Source organism: Roseibium aggregatum IAM 12614 (genome assembly GCF_000168975.1).
Classification (GTDB): Bacteria; Pseudomonadota; Alphaproteobacteria; order Rhizobiales; family Stappiaceae; genus Roseibium; species Roseibium aggregatum.
In genome coordinates, this window is sequence record NZ_AAUW01000014.1 from 94,493 (window position 1) to 110,000 (window position 15,508).

The 15,508-nt window shown below is 60.5% G+C and carries 17 protein-coding genes (1 of these 17 only partly in view); 12 read left to right on the top strand and 5 right to left on the bottom strand.

Annotation, left to right across the window (positions count from 1 at the left end; genetic code table 11):
- Nucleotides 1-23: 23 nt before the first annotated feature.
- Nucleotides 24-1,691, bottom strand: a complete 1,668-nt coding sequence (locus tag SIAM614_RS18950) for an adenylate/guanylate cyclase domain-containing protein (protein WP_157139953.1) — start codon at nucleotides 1,689-1,691, stop codon at nucleotides 24-26.
- A 390-nt stretch (nucleotides 1,692-2,081) separates the two neighbouring features.
- Here SIAM614_RS18950 and SIAM614_RS18955 point away from each other — a divergent pair, with 390 nt between their 5' ends.
- Nucleotides 2,082-2,441: an ArsC family reductase gene (locus SIAM614_RS18955; protein WP_006937020.1), complete on the top strand. Its 360-nt coding sequence runs from the start codon at nucleotides 2,082-2,084 to the stop codon at nucleotides 2,439-2,441.
- 130 nt (nucleotides 2,442-2,571) lie between these two features.
- Here the strand turns inward: SIAM614_RS18955 and SIAM614_RS18960 are convergent, their stop codons facing one another.
- On the bottom strand, nucleotides 2,572-2,988 hold the full coding sequence (locus SIAM614_RS18960) for a YcbK family protein (RefSeq protein WP_006937021.1): 417 nt from the start codon (nucleotides 2,986-2,988) through the stop codon (nucleotides 2,572-2,574).
- A gap of 189 nt (nucleotides 2,989-3,177) precedes the next feature.
- On the opposite strand from SIAM614_RS18960, the gene SIAM614_RS18965 reads away from it, so the two are divergent.
- From SIAM614_RS18965 to purU, 3 genes are all read left to right on the top strand, one after another.
- A complete protein-coding gene (locus SIAM614_RS18965) occupies nucleotides 3,178-4,494 on the top strand; it encodes an aspartate aminotransferase family protein (RefSeq protein WP_006937023.1) in 1,317 nt (438 codons plus the stop codon).
- A 2-nt stretch (nucleotides 4,495-4,496) separates the two neighbouring features.
- A complete protein-coding gene (locus SIAM614_RS18970; protein ID WP_006937025.1) occupies nucleotides 4,497-5,306 on the top strand; it encodes a BKACE family enzyme in 810 nt (269 codons plus the stop codon).
- 72 nt (nucleotides 5,307-5,378) lie between these two features.
- On the top strand, nucleotides 5,379-6,236 hold the full coding sequence (gene purU / locus SIAM614_RS18975; protein ID WP_006937026.1) for a formyltetrahydrofolate deformylase: 858 nt from the start codon (nucleotides 5,379-5,381) through the stop codon (nucleotides 6,234-6,236).
- A 98-nt stretch (nucleotides 6,237-6,334) separates the two neighbouring features.
- Here purU and SIAM614_RS18980 read toward each other — a convergent pair whose 3' ends face one another.
- The gene (locus SIAM614_RS18980) at nucleotides 6,335-7,261 is read right to left on the bottom strand and encodes a LysR family transcriptional regulator (protein WP_040440595.1); all 927 of its coding nucleotides are present in this window, start codon (nucleotides 7,259-7,261) and stop codon (nucleotides 6,335-6,337) included.
- A gap of 95 nt (nucleotides 7,262-7,356) precedes the next feature.
- Here SIAM614_RS18980 and SIAM614_RS18985 point away from each other — a divergent pair, with 95 nt between their 5' ends.
- The gene (locus SIAM614_RS18985) at nucleotides 7,357-7,593 is read left to right on the top strand and encodes a hypothetical protein (RefSeq protein ID WP_157139954.1); all 237 of its coding nucleotides are present in this window, start codon (nucleotides 7,357-7,359) and stop codon (nucleotides 7,591-7,593) included.
- Nucleotides 7,594-7,898: 305 nt separating this feature from the next.
- On the opposite strand, the gene SIAM614_RS18990 is transcribed toward SIAM614_RS18985, so the two are convergent.
- Complete coding sequence (locus tag SIAM614_RS18990) at nucleotides 7,899-8,456, bottom strand: TetR/AcrR family transcriptional regulator (RefSeq protein ID WP_040440613.1); 558 nt, start codon at nucleotides 8,454-8,456, stop codon at nucleotides 7,899-7,901.
- A gap of 135 nt (nucleotides 8,457-8,591) precedes the next feature.
- Here SIAM614_RS18990 and SIAM614_RS18995 point away from each other — a divergent pair, with 135 nt between their 5' ends.
- Nucleotides 8,592-9,305 carry a methyltransferase family protein gene (locus SIAM614_RS18995; RefSeq protein WP_006937030.1) on the top strand — a complete coding sequence of 238 codons (714 nt, stop codon included), beginning with the start codon at nucleotides 8,592-8,594 and terminating at the stop codon, nucleotides 9,303-9,305.
- 31 nt (nucleotides 9,306-9,336) lie between these two features.
- On the opposite strand, the gene SIAM614_RS19000 is transcribed toward SIAM614_RS18995, so the two are convergent.
- A complete protein-coding gene (locus tag SIAM614_RS19000; protein WP_006937031.1) occupies nucleotides 9,337-9,933 on the bottom strand; it encodes a LysE family translocator in 597 nt (198 codons plus the stop codon).
- Between the two features lie 106 nt (nucleotides 9,934-10,039).
- Between SIAM614_RS19000 and SIAM614_RS19005 the strand changes: the two genes are divergently transcribed.
- From SIAM614_RS19005 to SIAM614_RS19030, 6 genes are all read left to right on the top strand, one after another.
- Complete coding sequence (locus tag SIAM614_RS19005; protein ID WP_208984041.1) at nucleotides 10,040-11,449, top strand: aminotransferase-like domain-containing protein; 1,410 nt, start codon at nucleotides 10,040-10,042, stop codon at nucleotides 11,447-11,449.
- Between the two features lie 127 nt (nucleotides 11,450-11,576).
- Nucleotides 11,577-12,356 (top strand): energy-coupling factor ABC transporter ATP-binding protein, encoded by a 780-nt coding sequence (locus SIAM614_RS19010; RefSeq protein ID WP_006937033.1) that lies wholly within the window; start codon nucleotides 11,577-11,579, stop codon nucleotides 12,354-12,356.
- On the top strand, nucleotides 12,356-12,961 hold the full coding sequence (locus tag SIAM614_RS19015) for an energy-coupling factor transporter transmembrane component T family protein (protein ID WP_229597982.1): 606 nt from the start codon (nucleotides 12,356-12,358) through the stop codon (nucleotides 12,959-12,961). The genes SIAM614_RS19010 and SIAM614_RS19015 overlap by 1 nt, the downstream gene beginning before the upstream one ends.
- Before the next feature lie 145 nt (nucleotides 12,962-13,106).
- Nucleotides 13,107-13,661, top strand: coding sequence for a biotin transporter BioY (locus tag SIAM614_RS19020; protein ID WP_040440615.1), 555 nt, complete (start codon nucleotides 13,107-13,109; stop codon nucleotides 13,659-13,661).
- 26 nt (nucleotides 13,662-13,687) lie between these two features.
- Nucleotides 13,688-15,130 carry an AMP-binding protein gene (locus SIAM614_RS19025; protein ID WP_006937036.1) on the top strand — a complete coding sequence of 481 codons (1,443 nt, stop codon included), beginning with the start codon at nucleotides 13,688-13,690 and terminating at the stop codon, nucleotides 15,128-15,130.
- A protein-coding gene (locus tag SIAM614_RS19030) for a thiolase family protein (protein ID WP_006937037.1) crosses the window boundary here: on the top strand, nucleotides 15,127-15,508 show its beginning. It continues 806 nt past the right edge of the window; 382 of the gene's 1,188 nt are visible here — the first part of the coding sequence; the start codon lies at nucleotides 15,127-15,129; the stop codon falls past the right edge of the window. Before SIAM614_RS19025 ends, SIAM614_RS19030 begins: the two co-directional genes overlap by 4 nt.

Genomic DNA, 15,508 nt, shown 5'->3' on the forward strand with positions numbered 1-15,508 from the left:
ATGTTTGAACGGAGGAATTTGCCTCAGGCGGAAACGGCATCGCCCAGGTGAAGGCCATCTAAGCTTTTCACTGCCAGGATTTGCAAGGGGATTTCCTTGCCGCGAACCTTGATTTCGGCTTCTTCCGCGCCGTCAATCCGGGCGCCTGCCGCAGCGACTACTTCCTTGGAAACGACAAGGAAACTGCCGTGGTTCTTGTTTTCGGTTTCCAGTCGGCTGGCGGTGTTGACCACGTCGCCAAGCGCGGTCAGGCTGTCGCGCTTGCCCTGTGCGCCGGCAGCACCGATCCGGCCGAGGATGGCCGGCCCGAGATGCAGGCCGATGCCGAGGCGAATCGGATCCCGGAACTGCGGACCTTTTTCCTTGTCGAGCGTCTTCATCACCATTTCGATTCGGCGGCAGGCGGCAAGCGCCTGCCGGGCACCGATTTCCACGCTGCTCTCCATGCCGAATATGGCCATGATGCCATCGCCGATGAACTTGTCGACATAGCCGCCCTCGTCCGCGATCGCTGTTGAGGCCTGGTCCAGATAGCTGTTGAGCAGGTAGACGACGTCATAGGCGAGTTGGCTTTCGGTAATGCCGGTGAAGTTGCGCAGATCCACGAACATGACCACCACATCCTGCTCGACACCCCAGTAATAGGCGTCTTTCAGGTGCTCACTGAGAATGGCGCTGGCCTTTACCGGCACCAGAGGCTGCACTTCCACATTGTTTTCCGGCCGCACCTGACAGGCCAGGCGAATGTTTTGGCCCGCACCGATCCGTGTCAGCACGGCGGATTCGGCAGGGCCGGGTTTCGGCAAGCTTTCGCCGCCGGAAATCATCTTCACGCGGCAGGTCGAGCATCTGGCGCGCCCACCGCAGACCGATGCAACAGGTACGTCATTCATGCGGCTGATTTCCAGAAGGGTTGCCCCCGGGTGCGCCTTCACCGTCAGTCCGCCCGGATAGACAACGGTGAGGCTGCGCGCTTTCAGGCCAAGCAGATACCGGATCAAAATCGCCAGGAGACTGACGGCAATGAAGCCGAACACCACCGCACGGAACTGGACGACGACGTCGCTTGCCCACAATTGCTGCTCCGGGGTGATCCGGAGGGTGACCTCCCGGCTGAGGGCGAGCCTGCGCGCCCCTTCGATCCAGCCCCAGATCGCCAGAACGGGCATGGCGAAGGCAAACCCCGCCGCCAGTGGTTTCAGCCGCTGATACGCCGGATAAAGACGCAGGAAGAAATGCAGGCCGATCATGGCATGGGTCCACACCACCAGCAGCAGAATCGACTGGTTGACCGCCGCATTCGGCCACAGCAGCGTGAGCATCTGCTCGTAGACCGGCAGAAAGCCGAACTCCTTGGCGACGCCCATGGTCGTGGTGACATGCGGGATCAAAAGCCAGGGAATGTAGAGACCAAGGGCAAGCTGCAGAAACTCCCAGCGGGAGATCTTCAACGTCCGGCGTTTGCTTGTCCGCCACAGGGCCAGCAGCACATGGGTCAGCGCGGCAAGGATCAGCACAGTCTCTCCGAGCGGACTACGCCAGACCCAGTAGTGCCAGATCGAAGCCCGGTCCATGGCCTCAAAGGAAATGATGCCGAGAGCGTGGTTCGAAAAATGGCTGAGGCAGAATGTGAACAGGATCAGGCCGCTCCACAGCCGAAGCCGCTGACGCCAGTTGCCACGTCCAACCATGATATCGCCGGATCTTTTGCCCTTTTTGAGAGCCGGGCCGGCTCTTTCAGAAGATTTGGCGGCCGTCCCGGACGGTTGGGGCCGGACTGTGCCGGGGTCCTCTTCCTGCATTAATTTCCTGTCTCCGGTCTTGCTGCACCGGTCTGCTGCCGGTCCGCCGTTTCAAGTGTCACTTCAAGCGCGGGCGGAAGCCGAGGTCAAGAAGACAAAAGGAAAATGCGCTGAACTGCCCGTGAAGGTGGCCGCAACGTGGAAAACTCTGGATTGGAAAGCCCTTGTGCGGTCATTTTTTTCGAATTTCCGGGTTTTCTCCGACTGCGGCCTTGCATCCCCGGCTCCAGTCGGCACATTCCGGCCAAACAATCACTAATCAGCAACCGGGAAGAGGCGATGAAGGTCTACGGCATCAAGAATTGCGACACCGTCAAGAAGGCGCGGAAGTTTCTGGAGGAGGCTGGCGTGCCGTATGAGTTCCACGATTACAAGAAGGACGGTGTCGATGCCGACCGGCTGGCCGGCTTCGTCGGCGAATTCGGCTGGGAAACGATCCTGAACAAACGCGGCACCACGTGGCGGCGCCTCGACGAGGCGACCCAGGACAGTGTCGTCGACGCGAAAAGTGCGCTCGATGTGATGATCGAGAACCCGTCGGTGATCAAACGGCCGATCGTGGCAGGCGAAACCAAGAATTTTGTCGGCTTTGACCCTGTCGCCTGGGAAATGGCTCTGGAGCTGGGCGAGCTGAAATAACGCACGCCCTTGCCGGGTGAGCGGGCTCCGCCACATACGAGTGCCAGTGTTCACCAGTGCCAGCGTAGACCGGGGCCAGCGTAGACCGGGGCCAGCGTAGACCGGGGCCAGCGTAGACCGGGGCCAGTTCCTACCAGGTTCGACGCGGGCCGATGTCGATGTGGTAATGGCCGGAAGAATAGTGCTTGTATCCGCCCACTTCCGGCTGCGCCTTCAAAAAGGCGATGACCGACGACGGGTTGCCGCGAACGGAGAAATCGACCGCGCGGCAGTTGAGATGGTAGGAATCCTTCGCGCCGCCCTTCCACCAGTTTTCAAGCCACCAGCGCTTGGTGGAACTGACGGTCACCTTGCCATACCGGGACGCAACCCGGTTCAGGACCTTTTTCAGTTTACGCGGGACGCACCACGAGCTGTCGTTATAGTCGATGGAATTGTGGGACGCCGTCATCCAGCCCATGCCGGTGACACCGGCGACGGTTCCGCAGCCGGCAAGTGTGGCGGTCAATCCTAGGAATACGATCCAGGCGATGAGGCGCTGACGCATGACGGGCAGCCTTTTGGTTACTTAATTACAATCTCGTCCCCCGTGCGCAGGCTGATTGAATTTTATTAAAATTCTAATGAAAAACATGGTTAACGATCGATCGAAACAAATGTTTCAGGAATGGATATTTTCTGATACAAATGCGCCAGCCCAGTCCGGGCACAGCCGTCAGTTGCCGGAAAATCTGCCATGTCTCACGTATTTCCCCGCCACACCAAAGCCGAACTTCCCGTCGCAGTAACCGGCGACGGGTGCTACATCCTCGACCGGTCCGGAAAGAGGTATTTCGACGGGTCCGGCGGTGCCGCGGTCTCCTGTCTCGGCCACAGCGACCCGGATGTGACCGCCGCCATCAAGGCCCAGGTCGACAGGATCGCCTTTGCCCACACAGGCTTCTTCACCAGCGAACCGGCCGAGGAGCTGGCGGATCTGCTGATCGAAAAGGCACCCGGCAATCTGGACCGCGTCTATTTCGTCTCAGGCGGATCGGAAGCCATGGAAGCGGCGCTGAAGCTGGCGCGGCAGTATTTTCTGGAAAAGGGCGAAGCGTCCCGGCACAGGGTGATCGCCCGCCGGCAGAGTTATCACGGCAACACGCTGGGCGCGCTGGCGGTCGGCGGCAACCAGTGGCGGCGGGAGCCCTTCGCGCCGCTGATGATCGACACCACCCACATCGCCCCCTGTTACGAGTACCGGGACCGCCGCGAGGGGGAAACCGCCTTCGACTACGGCCAGCGGGTCGCCAACGAACTGGAAGCGGAGATCCTGCGGCTCGGGCCGGAAAATGTCATGGCTTTCGTCGCCGAACCGGTTGTCGGCGCGACGGCGGGCGCCTTGCCGCCGGTCGAGGGCTATTTCAAGCGGATCCGCGAGATCTGCGACAGCTATGGCGTGCTTCTGATCCTGGATGAGGTGATGTGCGGCATGGGCCGCACCGGAACGCTGTTCGCCTGCGAGCAGGATGGCGTCGCCCCGGATATTCTCTGCATCGCGAAAGGCCTTGGCGCTGGCTATCAGCCTGTCGGCGCCATGTTGTGTACCGCTGCCATTTATGAAGCCATCGAGACCGGCTCGGGCTTTTTTCAGCACGGCCATACCTACATCGGCCATCCCGTCGCCTGCGCCGCGGCGCTGGCCGTGTTCAAAAAGCTGACCGGCGGCGTCGCCGACCGGGTAATGCCGATGGGCGAAAAACTTAACGCTGCCCTCACCGATGCCTTCGGCCAGCATCCCCATGTCGGCGACATTCGCGGACGCGGGCTTTTCCGGGGTATCGAACTGGTGGAAGACCGGGCGTCCAAGGCCTCGTTCGATCCCAAGAGGGGCATCAGCAAGGCCTTCAAGAAAGCGGCCTTCGAGGCAGGGCTCATCTGTTACCCGATGGGCGGGACAATCGATGGCGTGCAGGGCGACCACATCCTGCTGGCGCCGCCGTTCATTCTGGAAGACAGCCACATCGGCGAGATCACCGACAAGCTCGCTAAAGCTTTCAAGGCGGTCTTCTGACCATGGCCGCCCTCTTCGCTCCTCCGCCGCTGCCACTGATCATGGCGGCCCCGAATGGCGCGCGCCGGACCAAATCCGACCACCCCTGCCTGCCGATGACCATCAGTGAGACGGTCGCGGCGGCAAAGGCCTGTTTCCATGCCGGCGCTGGCGCACTTCATGCCCATGTGCGCGATCCCTCCGGTGCCCATGTGCTCGATGCGGGGCTTTATCGGGAGCTCTTGTCGGAAATGCGTGTTGCGGTGCCGCAAATGCAGGTTCAAATCACGACAGAAGCTGTTGGAAAATACACCCCGGAACAGCAACGCGAACTGGTCTATAACGTACAGCCGGCATTGGTCTCCGTCGCGGTTCGGGAAATGGTTCCCGATGGCGGCGAGAATCAGGCAAAGGCTTTTTACGAATGGGCTTTCAGCCATGAATGTGCGGTCCAGCACATCGTCTACAGCGCAGACGATCTGGACCGGTTTTTCAATCTGGCGGCAGCCGGCACCCTGACAGGGGACAGTCATCAGTTGCTGTTCGTTCTGGGGCGCTATGCGGCCGGCCAGGAAAGCGCACCGGAAGATCTGGTGCCGTTTCTGGAGAAGCTCGCGGAACGCGGCGGCGGACAAGTGCTGGACTGGGCGGTCTGCGCCTTCGGGCACCGGGAGACGGACTGTCTGGTCGAGGCGGTCCGGCGGGGCGGCAAGACCAGGATCGGGTTTGAGAACGGCCTGTGGAACAGGTCCGGAGAACGCGCGAAAGACAATGCCGACCGGGTCCGCGATCTGGTATCGGCCCTGACGGAACACAGTCTGATGCCTGCCTGATCGTTCGGGCCGGCGTTCGGCACGAACCAAAATCAGCGGGCTGCGGCCCTCAAGGTTGGAGACTGGAATACTATGGCGGATAGCCTTTACGTTCTGACGCTGTCCTGCGCGGACAAGCCTGGCATTGTGGCGGCGGTCACGACGGAACTGGCGGATTTCGGCGCCAATATTGCCGAAAGCGACCAGTTCTGGGACCGGGTGACCAACCAGTTCTTCCTACGCATTGCCATGCTGGCCCCCGAAGGGGTGACCCTGGAAAGCGTCCAGAAGGCGCTCGACCCGGTCATCAGCCGCTTCGACATGAAGGCGAAACTGGTCGACACGGCCAAACGGCCGAAGGTCATCGTCATGGTGTCCAAGTTCGACCACGCCATGCTGCACCTTCTCTACCAGATCCGGGTTGGCTGGATGGATGCCGAAGTTGTGGCCATCGTTTCCAACCACACCGACAGCCAGCGCACGGCCGAGCATGAGGGCATTGCCTATCACCACTGGCCGGTGAACAAGGAAAACAAGGCCGAGCAGGAAGAAAAGCTGCTGAAACTGGTCAAGGAAACCGGAGCCGATCTGGTGGTGCTGGCCCGTTATATGCAAGTCCTGTCCGACAACCTTTCCAAGCGGCTTTTCGGCAAGATCATCAACATCCACCACTCCTTCCTGCCGAGCTTCAAGGGTGCAAAACCCTATCACCAGGCGCACACCCGCGGCGTCAAGATGATCGGTGCCACCGCTCACTACGTGACGCCGGATCTCGACGAAGGTCCGATCATCGAGCAGGACGCCGAACGCGTAAGCCATGCGCTTTCCGCCGACGACTTCGTCGCCCGCGGCCGCGACATCGAATCCCGCGTCCTCGCCCGCGCCGTCAAATACCACCTGGAAAACCGGGTCATGATCGTCGGCAACAAGACGATCGTGTTCACGCCGTAAGGCAAGGCTTATTGCCGGAAAAGATCTGACCCCGGTCGTCTGATGGACGGCCGGGGTTTTCGCATGGACTGTAAGGTCTGGCTGGTGCCGCGATGGCGTCAGCTCGCCACAGCCATCGGGGCGGAGATGGGCATGCCGTCGCATTTCAGTTCCGCGTGAACCCAGTCGCGGAACAGCCGGACCTTGCGGCTGGAGCGCAGGGCTGGCGGGTAGCTCAGATACCAGCTTTCGTCGTCCGCCCGGCAGGTCATTTCGAAGGGCTGGATCAGTTGGCCGCTCTCAAGAGCCGCTCTGCAGAAGTAGGGTGTCAGGATGGCAACGCCCTGGCCTGCGATGGCCCGGTTTGCCTCGAGCGCCTGTGACCCCATGCGCGAACTCGGATGGCCACTCAGGTCGACATTCGGCAGTCCTGCCGCCTCGAACCACATCTGCCACCAGGGGTCCTGCGGATCGACCAGCGGCAATTTGAGGAGGTCTTCGGGTTTGCTGATGCCGCCGATTCTTTCGGCAAGCTTCGGGCTCAGCATCGGCGTGAAGTCTGCACGCACGACTTCATGGGAGAGCCAGTTTTTTGGCGGTGCCTTGCAGGCTGAAATCACGATGTCGGACTCGTTGAAATCCGGCTCCGCATTCGGGCCATAGGGCACAATGCGAACACCGACATCCGGGTTCTTCATCTGGAATTCGAACAGGCGATAGGCCAGCCAGTTGACCGCAAAGGTGGTGTTGCTGGAGACGACAAGCTGACTGGCGTTCTTTTCGGAAATATCCTCGAAAGCGCTGCGAAGCGACGAGAACGCATCAACCACCCGCGTCGCCAACTGTCCCCCGGCATCGGTCAGCTCGATCTTGCGGGTCTTGCGCGTGAACAACTGAAAGCCGAGGCGGTCTTCCAGGATCTTGATCTGATAGCTGACGGCTGCCTGGGTCATGCCCAGTTCGTCGCCGGCCTTGGTGAAACTCAGGTGCCGGCTTGCAGCTTCGAAGGCCCGGATCGCGGACAACGGTGGCAAATGTGATGACATGCATAAATCTCCCTTATGCATATCTATTGAGATTTCGTTGGTAAGACAAGGTGGACGTCTCGATATGTAGCTCTCAGATATCAGGAGTTTTCGACATGTTCAGGCGCATCCCAACGAAATCCGGTTGTGTGACTCATCAACAAGACTTGGGCTTCTCATTCAGAAATCTGATCGGTTCCCTGTTCACACGAGCGGCGATGCCTCGCCGCAAACGTATCAACGTGGCTGATCTGCCGGATGATCTGCGCCGGGACATTGGCTTTGGCTCAGACCGGCAGGAATCGTCCTTCGAAGCGCGCTGGCAGAAGGAATTGAAGGACCTGCAGCGCTAGGGTGTGAACTTATAAATGAAGGTGAAATGGTTTGAGGCGGACCAATCCGGTCAAATCCGAAGGACATGAAAATGGCTTCACCGCGTGTCGTCAGCGTGCTTGACCGGGCAGAAAGCCCGCTCCGCGCACCCTTCCTGACGCGGTTTCGCCATTTCTCATGCCATTTCGTCTTCATTTATAAGTTCACACCCTAGGGGGCTGACCGAGGCCGACCCTGTTTCCGGCTGCGGTCTCCCCTGTAGCCGGTTCGACAGATCCGGCGGATGTCTGCTGCCGGATCTGTCTCTTTCCCGAATACTGTTCCCTCAGCTCCGTTTCCTGAGGGCCGGGCGAATGGTTTCATAGTCCAGCGTGCCACCGGTAAAATGGCGCATCAGCAAGGTGCCCATCAAAAGGCACAGGGTGCTGTCGGCAGACTCGTTCCCCACAAGGCTCTCCACGTGCCGTCGAAGATGGTCATTGGCCAGTTGCATGGCCGGATCGGCGGCGATCTCCGTGGCGGTCTTTCCCCGCAGATAGTCGAACAGAAGCGACATTTCGCTGGCAAAGCCCGGTTCCAGGCTTTTGGCGAAATCGATCAGGGCCGTAGCTGGATCCTGTAACGTGGAATCCTTTGATTTGGGGGCCTGTGAACTGGGGCCCGTCTCGCCGCCCGCCGTCATCTCGCTCATCACTGTTTCCGTGCAGGCCAGGAACAGGCTCTTCTTGGTCGGGAAGTAGTGATAGAGCGCGCTTTTCGACAGGCCCAGGGCGTCGGCAATCTGCCGCATGCCGAGGCCAGAATACCCCCGTTCGGAAAATAGCGGCGCTGCCTTTCGGGCAAGTTCAAGCCGGTAGGCTGCGTGGTCGATCTGTTTCGGCATTTTTTCGTCCAGGTGGTCGATAAACACATTGACCAGTTCGCAGCGCTCCGTCTAGATCTCTTTTTCGTCCAGTCGGTCGAAAAAGAAGCTGCGGTTTGATGGGACCGGTCCCGTCATTGGGGCGAAGGAGAAGTCATGGCACAGTCCGGAGGCGTCCGCCGCCAGCACGATACGTCGCTCGGTCAGAAATTTGTCTTCGTGGCTCTTCATCTGACGAGTGTTCTCGTCAGCCTCTGGCTGCTTCTGGGCGGCGGATTGGAGTTGGTCGCGTCCTGGTTTGGCCAGGAGGTGGTTGTGACCGATCCGCAGCGCGGGTTGCTTCTGCTTGCCTGCACCCTGCTTTATTTTGCCCGTCACCTGCTGACGCTGTTCTATCTGCTCGCCCGGAGGGTGGCGTTTTCGGAAGTGTTCGGACTGGGCGCTTTCATCGCTTTCTTCGAAATCGGCTTTCTCGTGCTAGGCAGCGGCGCGTTCCGGCAGACCGCGGCTCCGTTCTCGCTCATCGACGGTGCGGCGCTGGCGATGGTGTTGGCCGGATCGTTTCTCAACAGTTGGTCGGAACTGCAGCGCAAATGGTGGAAGCGCGACCCGGCAAACCGCGGCCAGTGCTACACCGGTGGCCTGTTCTCTTATTCCATGCACATCAACTATTTCGGCGACACCGTGCTGTTCACCGGTTGGGCCCTGCTGACACACAGCCTTGTGGCGCTTTCGGTGCCCGCGTTCATGGCCGTTTCTTTCGTCGCCTTTCATATCCCGGCGCTCGATGCCTATCTTTCGCAGAAATATGGCGCGCAATTCGATGCCTACGCGGCGCGGACACGCAAATTCATCCCTTTCATTTATTAAACGGCACTCTGCCGCCCACCCTTTTCCGGCATCATATAAGCAGCGCCCAGACCGTTGCCGCGAGCATGGCAATTGCCATGGAAACCGTGATGACCCGCATTTCGGGGCCGTCCCCGATCAGGGCAAGAATGGAGACACCGGCCAGAGCCCAGAGGGAATGGAACACCATCCCGCCAAGGGTGAAGCCCGCCACAAGAATCATTGCGTTTTCGTGGATGCCGAGACCGTTGCCGGCCAGAAAGGTTGAAAAGGCGACGAGGTTCATTGCCCAGGTCTTTGGGCTGAGCGGATGTATCAGCAGCCCTTCCCAAAAACTGGGCAGGGCGACTTCGCCTTTCGGTTTGACGCTGAGGCAAACGATCCGCCAGGCAAGATACGTCATATAGGCCATGCTCAGCACCTTGAAGACGGTCACCACCGGACCGCCGCCGGCCATCACATGACCAAGGCCATAGGCAACACTCAGCTTGAGCGGCAGGGAACCGATCTGCGATGCGACAATCACGGGAAAGGCAGTGCGGTACCCGGCGGACGCGCCGATGGCCAGAAAGGTCAGATTGCCTGGGCCGGGCGTGCCGGTCATGACGATGACGAACACCGCGAAGGCCAGAAACGTTGCGTAATCCATGAGTATCTCCAGAGATGGCATCGAGTGCTTCGATACAATCGATACAAAGCAGCGGAGATACTAATTGTCTTGAGGTATTGTATCAGTCAATGATAACATTGTTCTCATGACAATGTGGATTCCGAACATTGAAGCGGCCTCCGGTCCGATCTATCTGGCGATCGCCGATGCGCTGGAAGCCGACATCAAGACCGGTGCGCTGGCCCAGGGAGACAGGCTGCCGCCGCAGCGCGAGCTCGCCTATCAGCTTGGCGTGACCCTCGGCACGATCACACGGGCCTATGGCGAAGCGGAGCGGCGCAGGCTGGTGAAGGGAGAAACCGGTCGAGGCACCTATATTGCGTCCGAAACCCAGAAGGTTTCACCTCTCATTCCAAAGGAAGACGAGCCGGAAACCTGCGACCTGGCACGCAATTTCGCCTATCCGCATCTCAACCCCAGTCTGTCCGACGGGCTGACGCGGATGGCGCATACGGTGGGGATCGACCGGCTGAACGGCTTCGTGCCCTCGGAAGGCCTCAAGGCCCATCGCGAAACCGGTGCGCTCGTCTTCAAGGACTACGGTCTGGAAGCCGACCCGGACAGGGTGGCGGTGACCTGTGGGGCGCAGCACGGAATTCAGGTCACCTGTCAGGCGCTGTTCCGCCAGGGCGACGCGGTTGCCGTCGACCGGTTCACCTATCCCTCGATCTTCAGTTCCTTCGCCAGCATCGGTCTGAAGCCGGTGCCCCTGCCCGCGCTGACGCGCGCCGACGGCGGTTTCGGCGCCATGGACCCTGCGGCCCTCGCCCAGGCCGCCAAGACGCATGGTGTCAAAGGCGTCTTTCTGATGCCGAACATGCAGAACCCGACCACCCACACAATGTCCGTCGAAGAGCGGCAGGATCTGGTTGCGGTGGCTCGGCAATACGGCCTGAAGATCGTCGAGGATGATCCCTATACGCCCTTTCTGCCAGAGGCCCTGCCCGCCTTCGGCGCACTGGCGCCCGAGCGCACGGCCTCCATCGCCAGTATCTCCAAGGTCTGCTCGCCCGGCAGCCGGATCGGCTTTGTCCATGTGCCCGGGCCTTTTGGCGACAGCATCCGCAACAAGATCGGCGAAAGCACCTGGATGGCCTCGCCCATCACGGCGGAACTGATCGCTGGTTGGGTGCGCGAGGGGCATCTCTTCAAGACCCTGCGTCTGAAACGCAAGGCAAACCGCACGAGATTCCTGGCCGCCCGTGAACTGCTCGCTCCTCATTTCCTGCAAAGCGACGTCAACAAGGTGTTCGGTTGGCTGCGTTTGCCGGAAACCGTCGATCCAGACACCCTGCAGAACGCGCTCGGCCATCAGGGCATCTCCGTGCTGTCGTCCCGATATTTCCAGGCGAAAGACCATCGGCCCGCGCCGTATCTGCGCCTGACCTTCGGGTCCGAACAGTCCGACGACCGCTTCCGCTGGGCGCTGGAGCGCATCAGATCGACCATTGGCCAATTGGCCGAATTGCCGGATCTGACACGCCCGGTAGGGTAAAGCTTTGCGGCAATGAATGATTTTGCCGGAAGACCGACAGTCTTTGACAAGGCGGCAGATCCAACCGATAAGCTGCGCGCAAACAGGGACCGGCCGTTGCAGGAAGCGCCGCCCGCGACGAGGTGACATGGCATTCTGGCCCAAAATCAGAAAACCCAGCGCGGAGCAGCGGGTCTGCAATCCCGATGCCAGTCCCTATGCTGTGTTTGACAGGGTTGGCCTGAACGCTGGCGGCACGCCTATTCTGGAAGATCTCACTTTGCAGCTTGTAGAGGACCGGATCGGGATAATCGGCCTGAACGGATCGGGAAAGAGTTCCTTTGTGCGCCTGCTGAACGGCTTGCGCGCGCCGACGAGCGGCAATCTCACCCTTTTTGAAGCTCCCTCGGACAAGGCGGAACTGGAATTGCCGCGCCATGTCGGCTTCGTGTTTCAGAACCCGGATCATCAGGCCATTTTCCCGACCGTCGAGGAAGAGATCGCCTTTGGCCTCACACAGCTTGGGGCCGGCAAGGAAGAAAGCCGCAGCCGTGCGCGTGCGTTCCTTGCCCTGCATGGCTGTGAGGGTCTGGCCGGCAAGCCGATCACCGAACTTTCCGGCGGGCAAAAACAGCTCATCTGCATCCTGGCGGTTCTGGTGATGGAGCCCCGCCTTCTGGTGCTGGATGAGCCCATGTCCAGCCTCGATGCCCTCACCACGGCTCGTATTCGTCGCAAGATCCTATCTCTGCCGCAGAAGATCGTTCTGGTCAGCCATGATCTCGGCCAGTTCGACGGCTTCGACAGACTGCTTTGGCTGGAGGATGGGCGTTTGCGCATGGATGGTGCGCCCGATGCCGTGCGCACCGCCTTTCAGGAAGACGTTCTTACGCGAAAGGGCTTAGATGTGGAGATTGCCGAGCTATGATGTCGGTCTATCTCCAGGGCAATAGCTGGGCCCACCGCCTGCCCGCCGGGCTGAAGCTTCTGGCTATCGCCGTCGCCAGCCTGCTGTTGCTGCAGTACACGTCCTTCCGGGTCCTGCTTCCCGCTCTTGCCGCTGTTCTCCTGTGTTATGCCTCCCTCGGGCGCGATGGCCTGGCGCAACTGAAGCTTTTGCGGGCAATGTCGCTTCTGCTTGCCGCGTTGCTGGCGCTGCACTGGATCTCCGGAAGTCTTCTGGAGGGCGTGACGATCATTCTGCGGCTCGCAATCATGATCCTGGCTGCAAATTTCGTTTCGGTGACCACCCGCATGGACGATATGCTGAACGCAGTTCAGCCGCTGTTCAAACCGCTTGAGATTTTCGGGTTTTCTCCACGTAAGCCGGCGCTGGGCGTTGCGCTGGTGCTGCGGTTTGCGCCCTATATGCTTGTTGTCTTCGCTCAGCTTCGCGAAGCCTGGCAGGCGCGAACCGGCACACGCAATTCGTGGCGTCTGCTGGCACCTTTCGCCATTCAGTCCTTGAGCATGTCGGACCATGTTGCCGAAGCGCTCAAGGCGCGCGGCGGGTCGCAAGGCCTGTCAAGATGACCGAAAAGAAGCCGGTGATGACTGGCTTTCGGCAGAAAACTGGGCTATCCCGCCCACAGATGACGATTTCCACCCCTCAACGGATCCGTTCGGTCCGTGGGTGAGTGGCCGTCCTGTTGTTCTTGAAAAGAAGGTCGAATTCATCATGGCTGACAGATCGCTTGTGCATGTTGCTTTCTATGCCGCGCTGATCGCGGCCCTGGGGCTCGTTCCGCCGGTTGCGATTGCGTTCCTCGGCGGCGTGCCGATCACGGCACAGACCCTCGGCGTCATGTTGGCCGGCGTCATGCTTGGTCCGATCCGGGGCGCGCTCGCTGTGCTGCTGTTCCTGTTTCTCGTCGCGCTCGGTTTGCCGTTCCTGTCCGGCGGCCGCGGTGGCCTGGGCGTCTTCATGGGCCCCTCTGTCGGCTTCCTGATCGGCTGGCCGGTCGGAGCGCTTGTGGCCGGCTGGATCATGCAGTCGACCCGAGAGCTGAACATCCTGCTTGCCGCCGCAATCTCCGCTGCGGTTGGCGGCATTCTGGTGGTCTATGCCATCGGCATTCCATGCGTTGCCATCATGGCCGGTCTGTCGCTACCGAAAGCCGCGCTCGGCAGTGCCGTTTTCGTTCCCGGAGATCTGCTCAAGGTCGCGCTGACGGCAATCATCGTTCAGACCGTCGCACGCGGTCTGCCGGGCGCCGTTCTGTCCCGGTCGTAATCGCGAATATCGAGCGAAGCCGCCTCATGGCTTTCGTCGGCGACAGTCTCGGCCGGTTTGCCAGTCAAAAAGCGTCTGCGCCCGCACTGACCTGCGGTGCGCATTCGTTTTCCTGGCAGGAACTGGCTGGGAGTGTTGGCCAAATCGAGAACGCGCTTTCAACGCGTTCCGGCCGCGGGGGATACGTGGTTTTGCGGCTCCGGGATCCGGCAGCGCTGATTGCCTGTTTCCTGGCCTGCGCCCGCACCGGCCGCATTGCCACAATCATGGATCCGGATTGGCCCGCAGCACAGGCCGCAACGGTTCTTCAAGAGATTGCACCGGATCTCGTCATCGATGATGAAGTCTTTCCGACCCTGCGTGCAGACAGCCCCGAACTCTCGGCGGAGCTGATTGCGCCGGAAACGCCGCCGGATGAAGGCGACCTTTTCTATGCAGGTTTCACGTCCGGTTCCAGCGGTGTTCCCAAGGGCTATGTCCGGTCCCATGGATCGTGGCTCGAAAGCTTCAGACTGTCCGCTCGTGCCTTCGGAATTTCGGAAGACAGCCGCGTCGTCCTGCCGGGTCAACTCACCCATTCGCTTCATCTTTATGGCGCAGTCTGCGGACTTGCCTGCGGCCAGCACGTGGTGCTTTTGCCGCGGTTCGATCCACGCGTGGTGCTGAGAGAACTTGGCAGAGCTACTGGCGGCTCGGTCCTTTATGCAACACCAACCCAGTTGCACTATCTGGCGGAAACAGCCCGGCGCAACGGGTCCGTTGCGGCGGTGAAACAGGTTCTGGCCAGCGGCGCCAAATGGCGCGAGGCGGACCGGCAGGCATTGAAGTCGGTTTTCCCCGAAGCATGCCTTTTCGAATTCTATGGGGCTTCGGAAACCAGCTTCATCACGCTGGCCTTACCTGAAGACAATATCCCCTCGGGGTCGGTCGGAAAGGCCCCTGATGGGGTGGAGATCGTGATTGGGGATCCGTCGGCACCTGCCAGCCCTGGCCAAGCTGGCCTCATCTGGGTTCGGAGTGGGCTGCTGTTTTCGCACTATATCTGCGGCACTGCTCCGGAAACGCTCTGGCAGGACGGCTGGCTCACCGTTGGCGATCACGGTTTTCTTGATGATCGGGGGTTCCTGTTTCTGACCGGCCGTGAAAACCGGATGGTCGTCACCTCCGGTCTGAATGTCTACCCGGAAGAGGTTGAGGCCGTACTGATCGAGCATCCGTCTGTCGCTCTGGCCGTCGTCGCGGGGGTGCCCGACCATGTGCGCGGTCACCGGCTGGAGGCGGTGGTTGAACTGAAGGCGCCGTTGGCAGACGCAAAACAGATATTGCTGCGCCATTGCCGTGCCCGGCTCATAGCTGGCAAGGTGCCGAAGCATATTCACATCCGGGCAAAGATGCCGCTGACGCCGGGGGGCAAGCCGGATATTCAGAAAGTCATGGCCGATTTGGCGAAAGAGGGAGGCAGCGGGTGAAACACGGATGCAAGGCAGTGATTGCAGCAGCGCGGCGCACGGCGGTTTGCCCGCGCGGCGGTGCACTTGCCAAGTTTCAGGCTGACGAGCTTGCCGCACCCGTTCTCGCGCAGCTTATTGTCGATGCCGGTATTGAACCGGGAGACGTCGATTTCGTCTTTCTGGGCAACGCCCTTTACGGTGGCGGCAATCCGGCCCGTCTCGCGGCGCTTCGGGCAGGGTTGTCGCAAACGGTCCCCGCTCTGACCATAGACACACAATGCTGCTCAGGCCTTGATGCGATCCTCATGGGCGCACGCATGATTGAAGCCGGTGCGGCCGAGATCGTTCTGGCGGGCGGCACGGAGAGCTTCAGCCGGTCACCGATCCGGATGACCA